The 14,232-nt window shown below is 41.2% G+C and carries 14 protein-coding genes; 2 read left to right on the plus strand and 12 right to left on the minus strand.

From position 1 onward, the window contains the following. Positions 1-11: 11 nt before the first annotated feature. From ruvA to ACWM35_RS06620, 5 genes are all read right to left on the minus strand, one after another. On the minus strand, positions 12-623 hold the full coding sequence (gene ruvA, locus ACWM35_RS06600; RefSeq protein WP_454816636.1) for a Holliday junction branch migration protein RuvA: 612 nt from the start codon (positions 621-623) through the stop codon (positions 12-14). Positions 624-756: 133 nt separating this feature from the next. Continuing rightward, on the minus strand, positions 757-1,398 hold the full coding sequence (locus tag ACWM35_RS06605) for a response regulator (RefSeq protein ID WP_454816638.1): 642 nt from the start codon (positions 1,396-1,398) through the stop codon (positions 757-759). Between the two features lie 11 nt (positions 1,399-1,409). Next, positions 1,410-2,528, minus strand: a complete 1,119-nt coding sequence (locus ACWM35_RS06610) for a GAF domain-containing sensor histidine kinase (RefSeq protein ID WP_454816640.1) — start codon at positions 2,526-2,528, stop codon at positions 1,410-1,412. Positions 2,529-2,642: 114 nt separating this feature from the next. Continuing rightward, positions 2,643-3,671, minus strand: a complete 1,029-nt coding sequence (locus ACWM35_RS06615) for an S-adenosylmethionine:tRNA ribosyltransferase-isomerase (protein WP_454816642.1) — start codon at positions 3,669-3,671, stop codon at positions 2,643-2,645. Next, entirely contained in the window at positions 3,671-4,396 is a 726-nt protein-coding gene (locus tag ACWM35_RS06620; protein WP_454816644.1) for an SDR family NAD(P)-dependent oxidoreductase, read from the minus strand. The genes ACWM35_RS06615 and ACWM35_RS06620 overlap by 1 nt, the downstream gene beginning before the upstream one ends. A 238-nt stretch (positions 4,397-4,634) precedes the next feature. Between ACWM35_RS06620 and ACWM35_RS06625 the strand changes: the two genes are divergently transcribed. Then, complete coding sequence (locus tag ACWM35_RS06625; protein WP_454816646.1) at positions 4,635-4,865, plus strand: nuclease-related domain-containing protein; 231 nt, start codon at positions 4,635-4,637, stop codon at positions 4,863-4,865. A gap of 274 nt (positions 4,866-5,139) precedes the next feature. Next, positions 5,140-5,496, plus strand: a complete 357-nt coding sequence (locus ACWM35_RS06630) for a hypothetical protein (RefSeq protein WP_454816648.1) — start codon at positions 5,140-5,142, stop codon at positions 5,494-5,496. Positions 5,497-5,971: 475 nt separating this feature from the next. On the opposite strand, the gene ACWM35_RS06635 is transcribed toward ACWM35_RS06630, so the two are convergent. The 7 genes from ACWM35_RS06635 to nadB all read right to left on the minus strand — a co-directional run bounded on the left by ACWM35_RS06635 (position 5,972) and on the right by nadB (position 14,195). Then, positions 5,972-6,514, minus strand: coding sequence for a BofC C-terminal domain-containing protein (locus tag ACWM35_RS06635; RefSeq protein WP_454816649.1), 543 nt, complete (start codon positions 6,512-6,514; stop codon positions 5,972-5,974). A 117-nt stretch (positions 6,515-6,631) separates the two neighbouring features. After that, positions 6,632-7,330 carry a YhcN/YlaJ family sporulation lipoprotein gene (locus ACWM35_RS06640; protein ID WP_454816651.1) on the minus strand — a complete coding sequence of 233 codons (699 nt, stop codon included), beginning with the start codon at positions 7,328-7,330 and terminating at the stop codon, positions 6,632-6,634. A 102-nt stretch (positions 7,331-7,432) separates the two neighbouring features. Further along, a complete protein-coding gene (locus ACWM35_RS06645; RefSeq protein WP_454816653.1) occupies positions 7,433-8,428 on the minus strand; it encodes a phosphotransferase in 996 nt (331 codons plus the stop codon). Then, on the minus strand, positions 8,397-10,526 hold the full coding sequence (safA, locus tag ACWM35_RS06650; protein WP_454816655.1) for a SafA/ExsA family spore coat assembly protein: 2,130 nt from the start codon (positions 10,524-10,526) through the stop codon (positions 8,397-8,399). The genes ACWM35_RS06645 and safA overlap by 32 nt, the downstream gene beginning before the upstream one ends. A 180-nt stretch (positions 10,527-10,706) precedes the next feature. Further along, the gene (gene nadA / locus ACWM35_RS06655; RefSeq protein WP_454816657.1) at positions 10,707-11,804 is read right to left on the minus strand and encodes a quinolinate synthase NadA; all 1,098 of its coding nucleotides are present in this window, start codon (positions 11,802-11,804) and stop codon (positions 10,707-10,709) included. 2 nt (positions 11,805-11,806) lie between these two features. Beyond that, a complete protein-coding gene (gene nadC, locus ACWM35_RS06660) occupies positions 11,807-12,655 on the minus strand; it encodes a carboxylating nicotinate-nucleotide diphosphorylase (protein ID WP_454816659.1) in 849 nt (282 codons plus the stop codon). Further along, positions 12,624-14,195 carry an L-aspartate oxidase gene (gene nadB / locus ACWM35_RS06665; protein ID WP_454816661.1) on the minus strand — a complete coding sequence of 524 codons (1,572 nt, stop codon included), beginning with the start codon at positions 14,193-14,195 and terminating at the stop codon, positions 12,624-12,626. The genes nadC and nadB overlap by 32 nt, the downstream gene beginning before the upstream one ends. Between the last annotated feature and the right edge of the window lie 37 nt (positions 14,196-14,232).

Below are 14,232 nucleotides of genomic sequence, written 5' to 3' on the forward strand. Positions count from 1 at the left end.
GAATCATCACCTTATTTTAAAAGCCGCTGCAGGGCTTTTTTAATATATTGATCTGTAGAAAGTTGTTCTTTCTTCAAATCTGGTGTAATTTTTTTAATTTCTTTTTCTGAATAACCAAGGGCTTTCAAGGCAAGAATTGCCTCCTCAAGTGGATGGTTGCTCGGTTGTGTTTGCTCTGAGAATTGATCTGCGTTAAATAGATTAGGAAAATAGTCAGGAACAATATCCTGAAGTTTTCCTTTTAAATCAAGAATCATTTGTCTTGCTGTCTTCTTACCCACGCCAGGGAATTTAATCAGAAAGCTTTCGTCCTCATTTTCAACCGCTGAAACGACCTGCTGTACTTCACCAGAAGCAAGAATCGCAAGTGCCCCTTTAGGACCAATTCCTGAAACATTAAGTAACTTTGTAAACAGCTTTTTTTCCTCTCGTGTCTCAAAACCGTATAAGGCCATTATATCCTCACGAACATAATGATAAGTATAAGCGGTAACCATAGTCCCCATTTTTCCTGAATAGATAAATGGATTTGGTGTTGAAATTTGATAACCGATTCCATTATTCTCGATCACAATATATTCCGGACCTACAAACTCAACGGTTCCTTTTATAAATTCGTACAATGATGTTCTCTCCCCATGAGTTACATGTATTTCATTTTATCATATAACATTATTCGATTAGAACAAATCTCTATCGACCTAAACAACTATTATATCCTATCGTGGATGTAACTGCCTAGGGGATTGGTCCGTTTTACTCTACTAAGTGATTCTTTACAGCGTAGAGAGCGGCCTGGGTCCGATCTGCTAATTCCAGTTTGGACAAAAGGTTAGACACGTGGGTTTTCACGGTTTTCTCAGTGATAACCAGTGAAGCGGCAATTTCTTTATTACTTTTTCCTTTGGCGATTTCCTTCAGTACCTCTATTTCTCTTTTCGTTAATTCGGCAAGAAGATTTCTTTCCTCTGACCCTTTATTTGATAGATTGGCAAGTAAGTGGGAGGTAGCCTTCGGATGAAGCTGGTTTTCACCCGCGACAATTTTTTTGATACAGCTAATTAACTCATCTGGCTCGATATCCTTCAATTGAAAGCCAGAAGCACCTGCTTCTAATGCCGGAATGACATGGTCCTGATCCGAAAAACTTGTCAGCATCATGATTTTGATTTCCGGCATGTCCGTTTTAATCAATTTCGTTGCTTCGATGCCATCCATAATAGGCATGATAAGGTCCATTAGTATCAGATCAGGTTTCAGTTCCTTCGCGAGTTGGACTGCTTCCTTACCATTCCCGGCTTCCCCAATAATTTCAATCTCTTTTTGTGTCCTTAAGAAAAAGCTTAGCCCCCGCCTTACTACATGATGATCATCGACGATTAATATTCGAATCCCCAAAATTTCTCCCCCTAAATTGGTATATTAATTTGTATTTTCGTACCCGTTCCTGGTGAACTAGTTAACTGAAATGTCCCGTTTAAACCTTCCGTCCGTGCTTTCATGTTTTTTAATCCCAAAGATGGAATCTCAACCTGTTCATCATAAAAAAAGCCGCAGCCCTGATCTTCAATCATCATTTCTACCGAGTCATTATTCATTGTTATCCTTAACGCTACTCGGTTTGTTTGCGAGTGCTTTTTGCAATTGCCTAGTGCTTCCTGTCCGATTCTCCACAAAGCTTCTTCGACCCTTCCTGGCAAGCTTGAAATGCCAGTCACTTTTGTTTCGATAGTCAGTCCAAGCAATTCCGCATAGCCGTTTAAAGCACTTACAATTCCGTTCTCAAGTCCATGAGGTTTTAACTGCCAAATTAATGCCCGCATTTCTCCAAGCGCTTCCTGAGCAAGATCTTGAATATAGGAAAAGGTTTGTTGTACTTCCTCCACTTCTGTCATTTCCTTACCAGCTCTCGCTGTTAGATTAAGTGAAAATAACAATTGATTGACAGAATCATGAAGGTCCCTTGCAAGTCGATTTCTTTCAGAAACAAGTGCCGTTTCTTGCTCACTTTGGGTTAATTTCATCCTTTTTAAAGCCGTACCGATTTGAAAGGCAACAGCTTCAAGTAAGGCAAGTTCATCTTTTTGAAAATGTGTTTTGTAGGGAGAGCCTACATTCAAGATGCCAAATCTTTCGTTTCCTGCTCGTAAAGGAACGGTCGCATGATGGGTAAGCCCAGCTGTATCTCCCGCTTTTTCAAGGATAGCGTTTTCTATGCGTTGGCATTCGATAATATTCGTCGCTTTGTTGAGCTTCCCATTATTGTAGCGATTGACACACCAGCAATCTCCCTCACACATTCTTTGATTATTGTGAAGCGCTAATGCCTGCGGAAGTGACTCTTTTGCCGCCAGCCCGTGCTTTCCTTTTTCATCGATTAAAAAAATCCATCCTGCTTTCAGCCCTGTTAAATGCAGGAGTTGTTTTAAAACGACAGGTAAAACGGTTTTCGAATCCGTCCCTTCATTCAACAGCTCAGCAATTTCTTTTAATATTTCAATTTCTTCGTATCTCGACTCCTTAGACATCCCTTTCCCCCTGAATCCGACCGAATTGTCAACGTTATTTGCTTAAATCATAGTCGTACTCTCATTCTAAAGGCAAGAAAAAACTGACGTATTTAGTCAGCTTTTATCTCATCCTTATAATATTAAATTCATGTCACCGAACTCATGCCATAAGTATCGGTTTTTGATGGCAGAATCATAAGCATTCCATAAGATGTCTTGGGGCACAAACGCAGTCAGCATATCGAGATGGCTTGCCTTGGGCTCATGAAACCCGGTAATAATCCCATTAACCAGCTTAAGTGGGAAATTTTCATTAATATAAAGGTTTGTAATTCCAGATAATCTTCCGGTTATCGCTGCGCTTTCCAATGCCCGAACAACCGTTGTTCCGACAGCAATTACCCTTGCTCCGGATGCTTTTGTTTTATTTATTTTCTCAATTGTACTCTCAGATAGTTGATATTCTTCATAATTATCCTCCGGTGACGATTCCAGTTTATCCTCCAGCATATAGCTTAGTCCGGTATGAAGTTGAATAAATTCAAGCTGTATCCCCTTACGCTGGAGGTTAAATAACATTTCCCAGCTAAATGCTCTTCCTGCAGAAGGCATTTCCACTGACCCTGGGTGACTGGCAAACACAGTCTGATAATAATCCAGCGCCCATTCTTCCTGAATGTATTCATAGCGTATCGGTTCCCCAAGCGCATAAATTCGATTAAACAACTCTGTTCCTTTTTTAGAAAAACGAATGGTCTTTAGCGGTGACCCCTTTTTCTGGTCAATTACTTGAGCTGAAAGGTCGGAGGAAAATTGCAGAAGATCCCCCAAGTTCACTTCGTCGGCAACAATTAACACATCCCAAACCGCTTCATCATGACGTCTTGCTAGGCGGATTTCGACTCTTTGTTGAATTAACTTTTCGCCCCTCATCCAGCTTGCTTGGAGAATTGCTGGCACTGTTCGGCTGTTGTTTAAGACAAGCATATCTCCCGGCCGAAGATAATCCGATAGTCGGTAAAATTGGTCATGCCTGACATTCCCAGACTGCCGGTCGAGAACCATCAACTTAACATGATCTCTCCTTACACCGCGTCTTTCCGGAGGATGTGAAGCATTTAAGTCAGAAGGTAGATAGAAATCAAATGCCGTTGCTCCCATCATTGTCCCTCCTCGGAAAACTCTTGGGCTTCAAATCTCTGACCATTGATCCCGGATGACCTTTCCGATGCCAAATATAAGAAAACCTCGATGACTTCCTCTGGTTTAGCTAATGAATAGTCGCAGTCTGGAACGGCTAGTCGGTGCATTTCCGTATCCATTTCTCCCGGGTCGACCATATTAACACGAACATTGGTTGAACTTAATTCATCTGCCCAGGTTTCGGTAAGTCCCTCGACGGCAAATTTCGAAATGCCATAAGCTCCCCAGCCTGCATACCCAACATGGCCTGCTTCAGATGTCACATTTATTACCGAGCCCTGATTTCTCTGGAGCATTCCAGGGATCACTCTTCTTGTCACCAGAAATGGCGAAATGGAATTTACCCGTAACACCTCAGCAAAATCCTCTTCCGGATAATCGAGCAGGAGCGGCATTGGACTCGGCCCTAAAATGGAGGCATTATTAATGAGGACATCTATTTGGCCATAGGCTTCCTCCGTCAATGCTACGAACCTTTCAACATCTCTTGTTTTTGAAATATCAGCGGTAACCGCAAGCACCTCGGCACCATTCGCTTCGGCTTCTGCTTTTACCTCTTTAAGCGCATGTTCGGACCTGGAGCAGATAGCCAACCGTACCCCTTCCTTTGCAAATGCTAACGTCAACGCCCTGCCCAACCCCTTTGAAGCACCCGTTATCATAACCACTTTTTTCTTTTCCATTTCAATCTCTCCCTTTTCCTTTATGTCTTTAGCTTAAAGGTTTCTGGAAGTAATTCCCTCAGAAAAAAGCTTGAACTTTACCTACAACTTTTGGATGAGATTTTTGAGAAAACAATGGTAATGTTAACGTAATATTCATACAGTTCCTTCGATCTTTTATGTAAAATAAAATTACTGTTAGAAAGGAAGTGGAATATGGCTTTTAAAAACCGCACTGAACCAAAAAAAATTAAAGATTTTGAGAAGTTTAAACACTAGAAAAGAGTTAGACCCTGAAGAAAAGCGTTACTATTTAAGTCAGGAAAAGGGGTACGAAGGAGAGGTAAAGTTTGATTTAATGACAGAAAAACTTGAAAGCGGCCTCCTGATCTTGAACGATCTTTTGCTTTCGGTTAACAACACAATATTCCAACTCGATAGTGTAATCATTTCGCCAAAAAAGCTTTACACTTGCGAAGTTAAAAATTGAAGGAGATTATGAATATAAATCTGGTCAACTCCACATTAAAAACGGTCTTGAGATTAAAGATCCTCTTAAGCAAGTGGAACGCAGTGAATCCTTGCCTCGGCAATATCTCCAAAAAATCGGATATTCATTCCCAATTGAACCATACCTGGTTTACGTTAATCCTGAGTTTACCTTTTATCAAGCCCCTTTAAACGATACCATTACTTTTCCGACACAGATCCCCCATCTCATGAAGAAATTTAATATGCTCCCTGGAAAAATATATGAGAGGCATATGAAGCTTGCCCAACAATTGGTTGCTGACCACATTATTGAATCCCCTTACAACCAGATTCATTCTTATAACTATGGAGAATTACGTAATGGCATGACATGTTCTTTATGTCATTCATTTTTGATTACGGTTGGAGGGAAGTATATCGTTTGTGAGACATGCGGGTGTGTGGAAAAGATTGATGATGCGGTAGTAAGGACTGTGGAGGAACTAAAATTGCTTTGTCCTGAAATGAAGATTACAACTCAGGTTGTTTATGAGTGGTGTAAGGTTTTGGAATCAAAAAAACAAATTAGAAGAATTTTAAAAGAAAACTATCAAGTCATCGGAAAAAATCATTATTCTCAATATATTTAAAACAGTATATTATCTGAACCTCACCAAGTTGGAAATAGGTGACATGAACCCTTGTATTTTTGATATTCCGACACTCCTGTCTGACTGCTGTTACCGAACTTCTTGACTTTTCGATTTTCGGTAACAGCAGACCACTTGCTGTTACCCACCTTCTTGACTTTTTTGATTTTGGGTAACAGCAGTCCACTTGCTGTTACCCAACTTCTTGACTTTTTTGATTTTCGGTAACTGCAGGCCACTTGCTGTTACCCAACTTCTTGCCTTTTTTGATTTTGGGTCACAGCAGAACACTTGCTGTTACCCAACTTCTTGACTTTTTCGATTTTCGGTAACTGCAGGCCACTTGCTGTTACCCAACTTCTTGCCTTTTTTGATTTTGGGTAACTGCAGGCCACCATCATTACCCAAATACCCCCGTTTCGATTACTCCAAATTCAAACAAAAAAACAGGCTGAAAAATTTCAGTCTGTTTCGGTTATTCTTTTATGGAATAGGGTTTAAAAGTTTCTAAAACCTCTACATATCGATCCTTTGTTTTAATCGGAATTCCTTGAATTAGCTCTTCTTGTTTCTTACTCTCGAGCTTTTTCACATCTATTTGAAAAAAAGATTGAATAATTCTTGATCTGTCTGGACGACCGTTAAATATAGTCAATACACCATCTTCAGTAATTCCGAAATAACCATTGGTTTTTAACAACGGTGAAATGTCATCTACTTTTTTCCTAAAAACCATTTTACTTTTATCTACATCCTGTAACTGCCATTGGTCATACTTCGCCCAAAAATTTTCAATGGACCAATAAGAATCCAAGATAACTTCCTCGCTGATCTCCCCATCAAGATAGATTCTTTCCAATATTATTGTTAATTGCTGAGGTTCCGTCTCGTAATGGTTTTCCAATTCTTCGGCGGAACTAGTCAAAAGCATCCCTGGCGCCCCTCCGATAAACATGAAAAGAACAAAAGCGACCACGACCAACCAATGCCGATTCTTCGCTACCCAATTGAACCTCATGCATAATCACCTCTTATTTAATCAAAATCTAATTCATTACTAGTTTAGCCTTATTTTCCCTTTTTATCCTCAAGAGAAAAATCAAAAAGGACAAAGCTTAAAGCTTTGCCCCCAAAATTAATGAACTGGTTTATGTTCTGGACGCTGGATATCGTTGTTTCGATTGCGATCACGTCCCAACGCTCCATCATCCGTAATGACTTGAACCTGTCTTCCGCCAACATACGGTTTTACAGCGTTTTGAATCGCTCTTTTTGTTTCATCCGAATGTTTATTGTCAACTAAATCGACTGAGACGATCACAGAATTACCAAATACGACTGACCGAACTTGACGGACATTATCAATTGCAGCTACTTTATTTTTAATTGTCCCTTTTGCTTTATCCTGAAATTCAGGATTTGTGGTTGTACCAGTTGTCCCCATTCTTTGATTCATATGACCATGATAATTGGCATCGCTCGTACTAAACTGGTTATCGCGTTGAAAAAAATTATGGTCATGATTTGCCAACGGTTTTGTTGGGTTCTTAGGATTTCCATTTTCATCTTTATCTCGAAGATCCCTTTTTCTCGCATCATTAATCTCTCTGTCTTCATCGCCAATCGTATGATCCATCGCTTCAGGTAATGGACCATCGTTATCCGAAAGCATCCCATTACGGCCTTCTGGATGATTTTCATTTGAATAATATCCAATCGGCTGAGCATAATTTTGATTTTTTTTATCCGATTCCGCTTGATCGTCTTTTGCACAGCCTGACAGCCCCAATGCAAGCAAGGCTGACAAAGGAATCATCCACTTTTTTTTGTTCAAACGAAAAACCCCCTTGCAAGGCTAGTGAGCATCGCATGCTATGCTCACGAATAGCTTGTGTGCATTAAGGGGATTTCATTCTGCCATTATAGACCAGAGATTTTAATTAATCCTCTTGATTAACGTTTCGATAAAGTTCTTTCGTAAGTAAAACTGATCGACGGTCAGGCTCATTACTTGATTCAATTTTTTATGATTGGTGTATGACTTATCACGAGTAAGTCTGTTCCATTCACGAAAAATATCAGCTGGAAAAGCTAACGCATATAATACAGCTTTTTCTTCTAATAGTCTTTCAAATATTGAAAAATATGCAAGACTCTCAAAAGACCAATCCTGATAAGGCAGGATTCGATTTGCATACTGTAAATAATCGAATGAGGGAGGACCAATACTAATTAAATCAAAGTCAATGAGATTTAAACGGCCATTCGTATCCCTGATAAAATTGTGATGAGCTACATCCCCATGAAGAATAACAGGCGGTTCCTGATCAAAAAATGAACAATGGTTATCCATCCCATCTAATGACCAGTTTGCCCAATTCAGCATCTCGGTTAGATAAGCTTCATTTAGAAAATACTTAATAAAAGATAGATTTTTGGAAAAAAGCTCAGCTCGTTCCTTCCATTTTTCAAGGATATTACTTCTCGGGATAAGCGTCCGATAACGGGATTCAAACGTGCCGGTTACTTGATGAAATTGCGTCAATAGTTCAAGCCCCTCGAGGCGATTTTTTTTGGTTTTGTACGTGAAAGGCGATTTGTTAGGAGGGATGTATTCCATACAACCAAAATAAGTACCTTCAAAACAAAGGGGTTCCTTTATTTCAGGATGGACAAAAAGATAGGTTTTGGAAAATCCTTCATTTCGAAGTGTTGTGGTAAAAACTTCTTGTAGTTTAAGTCGATTATTTCTTTTGTAACCTTTAAGCATGTAAGTGTTTTGATTGGTTTTTAGCAAGATGACACTTTTTCGATAGGGCACCATATCGATAATATTTTCATGAAACTGCTGGCGAAAATAAGAGAGGAGACGATAGAAATAATCATCGTCTCCATTTTTGTTAAAAGTCATAGTCATTGCTTTCATCATCATATCGTGGTCCCATACCATATGGATTCATAAATGGTGGTTGAGCCATATTGACTGGACCTGTATATGGTGCGCTATAAATTGGAGGTGTTGGCGGGATAAAGTTTTGCGGTAAAGCAGCTGGTGCAGGCCCACCGCAACCACAATCACCTAATGCTCCCGTTCCAACTGGCAATCCTCCTTGAGAAGGAAATGGCTGCTGCATAAACGGCATTTGACCGCCTGCCGGATTCATTCCCATATCTGGGGTTCCAAAATCCTGTGTTCCCATAAATTGCGATCCAGGTGCCCCCATTTGCGGATAGCCGTATGGCATTTGGCCATATGGTAATCCCATCCCCGTTGGTGCAGCCATCCCTTGATTGCCGAAGCCCATTGGCCCGCCCATCCCTGGATTGCCTCCCATTTGTGGATCAAACCAACCTTGGCTAGTCGCTGCTGGCGAGCCTGCCGGTAAATCAGTTGGACTTTCATCAAAATCAGGCATTTGGCCAAATTCACCTGGCATCTGGCCTCCCATCGGCATTTGACCAAAGCCACCTGGCATCTGGCCTCCCATCGGCATTTGACCAAAGCCACCTGGCATCTGGCCTCCCATCGGCATTTGACCAAAACCTCCTGGCATCTGGCCTCCCATTGGCATTTGACCAAAACCTCCTGGCATCTGGCCGCTCATTGGCATTTGATCAAAACCACCTGGCATCTGGCCTCCCATTGACATTTGACCGAATCCGCCCGGCATCTGACCTCCCATCGGCATTTGACCAAATTCTCCTGGCATCTGCCTACCCATTGGCATTTGACCGAATCCGCCTGGCATCTGACCTCCCATTGGCATTTGACCGAATCCGCCTGGCATCTGGCCTCCCATTGGCATTTGACCGAATCCGCCTGGCATCTGACCTCCCATTGGCATTTGACCGAATCCGCCTGACATCTGGCCTCCCATTGGCATTTGACCGAATCCGCCTGGCATCTGACCTCCCATTGGCATTTGACCAGGGGCTTGAGACTCCATTAATGGCGCCTGCATCGGTTGCATAGCCGGATTTTGACCACCAAACGGCATCTGGCTGCCTGTTGGCAATTGCGGCATAAACGATGATGATTCATCGTCATGTCCATAAGGCATAAATGATGATCCTGCAACTCCTGGGGCTGGTCCTCCCGCTGGTTGGTGCATCAAACCTGGCGCCATCGGCATTTGCATTCCTACTCCTTGAACTTGTGGATACGGCACAAATCCACCCGGAGGACAAGGAGGCGGCGGACACCACATTGGCGGTGGTGGGAAAAATCCTGTTCCCGGCAATACTGGTGTAACTGGTACACAATAGTCTTGGGCTACCGGCTGCTCCATTGGAGGATGCGGCAGCTCATTCGGAGATTCTACCATAGGCATAACTGGCATTTTTGGAGATTCTTGCACAGGCATAACTGGCATTTTTGGAGATTCCTGCACAGGCATAACTGGCATTTTTGGAGATTCCTGCACAGGTAAAACAGGCATTTTAGGTTCTTTCATTTCAGGGAGTATATTCGCTGGTTTAGGAGGTAGTTGCGGCTGTTTAACCTCCATTTTGGTCATATTCGTCAAATAGTAGTTATTGATATCAATTTCAGGGACAATTTGTAGAGGCATTTTTGGAGTGTATGGTGTTTTCGGTACTTCTTTAATTGGTGCTTCCTTTTTAGGCATTTCTTTGATTGGCGCTTCTTTGATTGGGGCTTTTGGTATTTCTTTTACTGGAGCTTTTGGTGCTTCTTTGGCTGGTGCTTTTGGTGCTTCTTTTATAGGAAGCTCTTTTTTAGGGGCTTCCTTCATTGGCATTTCTTTTGGTTTCTCTTTGACTAACGGTTGCTCAGCAATCGGCTTTTCCTTTTTCGTGCCTAAATTGATTATTGCCCCCGGTTTTGATCCCATCGGTGCTTCTTTTTTAATCGATCCACCTGTGGTTGGGACTTTTATTTTCATACCGGGCATAATCATATCAGGGTTGCTGAGCTGTGAATTCATCTTTTTCAGCTCTTCAAAATTCACGCCGTACTTCTTGGCGATCTTCCAAAGAGTATCCCCTTTCTGTACGATATGGATCTTCACTCTAATTTCCCTCCTATGCATAAGTCCATATATTGTATGTGATGATAGGCAAAGTGCTAACATTCTTCAGAAAAACTTATGCTTATTCTCATAAAAATATGATAAGGGCGACGAAATACTATTGGAAAGGTTATATATAAAAAGGATGCAAACCAATTGATCTGCACCCTTCTCTATTTTTTATGAATGTAAAAGCATTCGATCCAACGCTAATTTTGCATTTTCCGCAATCTCAGGATTCACTTTAATCACATTTGTCGTTTCTTCTAATGTATCTAGACTCCAAACTAGATGTGGCAGGTCAATTCTATTCATCGTCAAACATGGACACATATGTGGATTCAGAGAAAGAATCTTTTTATCCCGATGATCATTTATTAGACGATTAACGAGATTCATCTCAGTTCCAATTGCCCATTCAGAACCCGGCTCTGCCTTTTCTATTGCATTGATGATATAACTTGTAGAGCCAGCCAAATCAGATATTTCCACGACCTCCCTGCGGCATTCGGGATGAACAATGATTTTCATGTTCGGATACTGTTTGCGGATGTCTGCAATATTTTGTACAGTGAAATTTTCATGGACCGAACAATGGCCTTTCCAAAGTATTACTTTTATTTGAGATACGTCTCCCTCATATTCAAGTGTATGAGTGATTGGATTCCAAATGGCCATTTCCTCTAACCCAATGCCTAAATCAACGGCAGTATTGCGACCTAAGTGCTGATCTGGCAAGAAAAGAATACGCTCTTTTTGCTCAAAGGCCCACTTAACCATTGTATGTGCATTTGAAGAAGTGACTGTTGCCCCGCCATTTGCACCGACAAAAGCTTTAATAGCTGCAGTAGAATTAACATAGGTTAGGGGGAGAATAGTCTCTCCAAAAACCTCCTGAAGCATATCCCACGCTTTTTCCGTCTGCTGAATATCGGCCATATCAGCCATCGAACAGCCAGCCCGCATATCCGGCAAAATAACTTTTTGATTTTCACTTGTTAGGATATCAGCAGTCTCAGCCATAAAATGGACACCACAAAAAACAATGAATTCGGCTTCCTTATTTTCCGCTGATAATTGTGCAAGTTTTAAAGAATCTCCGGTGGCATCAGCAAATTGGACCACTTCATCCTTTTGATAATGATGACCAGGGATATATAAGCGTGAACCCAATTCTTTTTTCACTTCAATTACTCTGGCCTCTAGCTCTTCCCTCGACATTTGCTTATATTTTTCAGGAATCATCTTCGTTTTTTGCATCGCAGCTAAAATGCTCATTATTATTCCTCCTCTTTAGACCATAAAACTTTGACACTGATATCAAGCGCTTTATAGGAATGCGTTAAGAAGCCAAGGGAAATATAATCAACTCCTGTATCACGGTAGTCAGCAAGATTACTCAATTGAATACCCCCAGAAGCTTCCGTAATAATTCCTTCCGGTACTAACGTAATAAGCTCCTTGATTTCTTCTGGAGTACGATTATCGAACATAATGACATCAGCACCAGCTTTTACTGCTTCGATTACCTGTTCCTTTGTCTCCGTTTCCACTTCTATTTTCACCATGTGCCCGGCATTTCTTCGAACGGCTTCCACCGCATTACTGATAGATCCTGCGAAGGAAATATGATTATCTTTAATCATCACACCATCATATAATCCAAAGCGGTGATTGAAAGCACCTCCACATCGGACAGAATATTTTTCAAGCATTCGCAGTCCTGGTGTTGTTTTCCGGGTATCACAAATTTTCGTATGACTGCTGTTAAGCGTCTCGACAGCCTTCTTCGCTTGCGTTGCAATTCCACTCATACGCTGAATAAGATTAAGAATGACCCTTTCCCCTTTTAATAAATCAGAAATTTTTCCTGAAGCAGTTGCAAGTTTTTGACCAATTCCAATCGATTGACCGTCTTTCACATACACCTGCGTTGAAATTTCTTCATTTAATATCTGAAATCCAGTTTTAATGATTTCCTCACCACAAAAGATCCCGTTATCCTTTGAGAGAAACACAATTTCTCCATTTGTATGATCAGAAAAAATTAAATCGGTTGTGATATCCTGTTCCCCTATATCTTCTATAAAAAATTGCTCAAGTAGCGAGCGCAGCTTTATTTTGTTCATGATCCTTCTCCATTCCCCGATTGATTTTATGAATGATAGATACTTTTAACCAATGATCATCGACTTCATGCGGATAATCACTTCTAAAGTGCCCCCCGCGGCTTTCGGTTCGTTTCAAAGCAGCCTCTGTAATCAAATTCGCGGTAATCAGCATAAAAATCTTCGTCAGATCTTCCCATGAATATGCTTCTAATTCCGTCATTTCAACGGATTTATACTGGCTTAACCATGCTTTTTGCTTTTTAAGATTGACTTCATTTCGAACAATTCCAACCCGCTCCATCATAGAATCCTGTATTTTATGTCTATCCGGTAAAATCACTTTCTGTAGATGGTTAGTTCGATGTACCGGCTCGATATTAAGTGGACTTTTCCTTGATTTATTTATCCAATTTGCCAGCTCATTACCTTGATATAATCCTTCCAATAAAGAATTGCTCGCCAATCGGTTCGCACCATGCAGTCCTGTACAGGCAGCTTCGCCAATTGCAAATAATCCCTCAATCGAAGTCCGTCCAATTAAATCGGTTTTAATCCCACCCATCAAGAAATGACTGCCTGGCGCTACTGGGATTTTCCCTTCGGATAATAGAACTCCATTTTCCTTACAAATGGTAGTGATCGTCGGAAATCGCTGTTCAAAATTTTGTATTTTACTTATATCCAAATATACATTCTTACCTTTTTTCAAATATTCATAGATTCTTTGCGAAACAATATGTCTTGGTCCAAGGTCTTTCAGCGGATGGATACCTTCCATAATCGGTGTGCCATCAGCAGTAACGAGAATCGCACCTTCACCACGTACCGCTTCAGAGATTAACCCCTTTGTATCACCATTAAGGTATAAAAGCGTTGGATGAAACTGAATAAATTCCATATCAACAATCTCAGCACCAGCCAAATAGGCCATCGCGATGCCATCACCGCTGACGGTTTGGGCATTCGTTGTATAGGTGAAAAGCTGACCGCAGCCACCGGTAGAAATGATAGTCTGCCTGCCAAAGTAGTGGCGTGTCGTTCCATCCTCTGCTTTTGCTTTCACCCCGATACATTGGTTCTCAGCATTTAGCATTAATTCAAAGGCATAAACATGCTCTTCAATGGTGACATTTTCACCCAGATTACCTATCAAAAATTCGATAACATTTTTACCGGTAGCATCACCGCCGCCATGCACAATCCGTTTTTCACTATGTGCACCTTCCATACCAAGTTGCAACTGACCATTCGCATCTTGGTCAAAAACAGCACTTTGTTCAGAAATACGCTTAATCAGTTCAGGTGCCGCTCCAACCATTTGTTCCACCGCTTCTTGGTTATTATGAAAACTTCCTGCAACAAGCGTGTCAGCAATATGTTTTGCTGGATGGTCATGTGCACCAATGGCAGCAGCTATCCCCCCCTGCGCTAGGTAGGAATTAGCAGTTCTGATTTTGTCCTTTGTGATTATCCTCACATTTAAATCCTTATTTAACAGGGTAGCTAACTGTAACGCTGCTATCCCACTTCCAATTATTACAACATCATTATTTGGCATTCCTATAACCTCCTGAGTAAACAGGTGTCTTGACATC

The sequence above is a fragment of the Neobacillus sp. K501 genome, assembly GCF_053749995.1.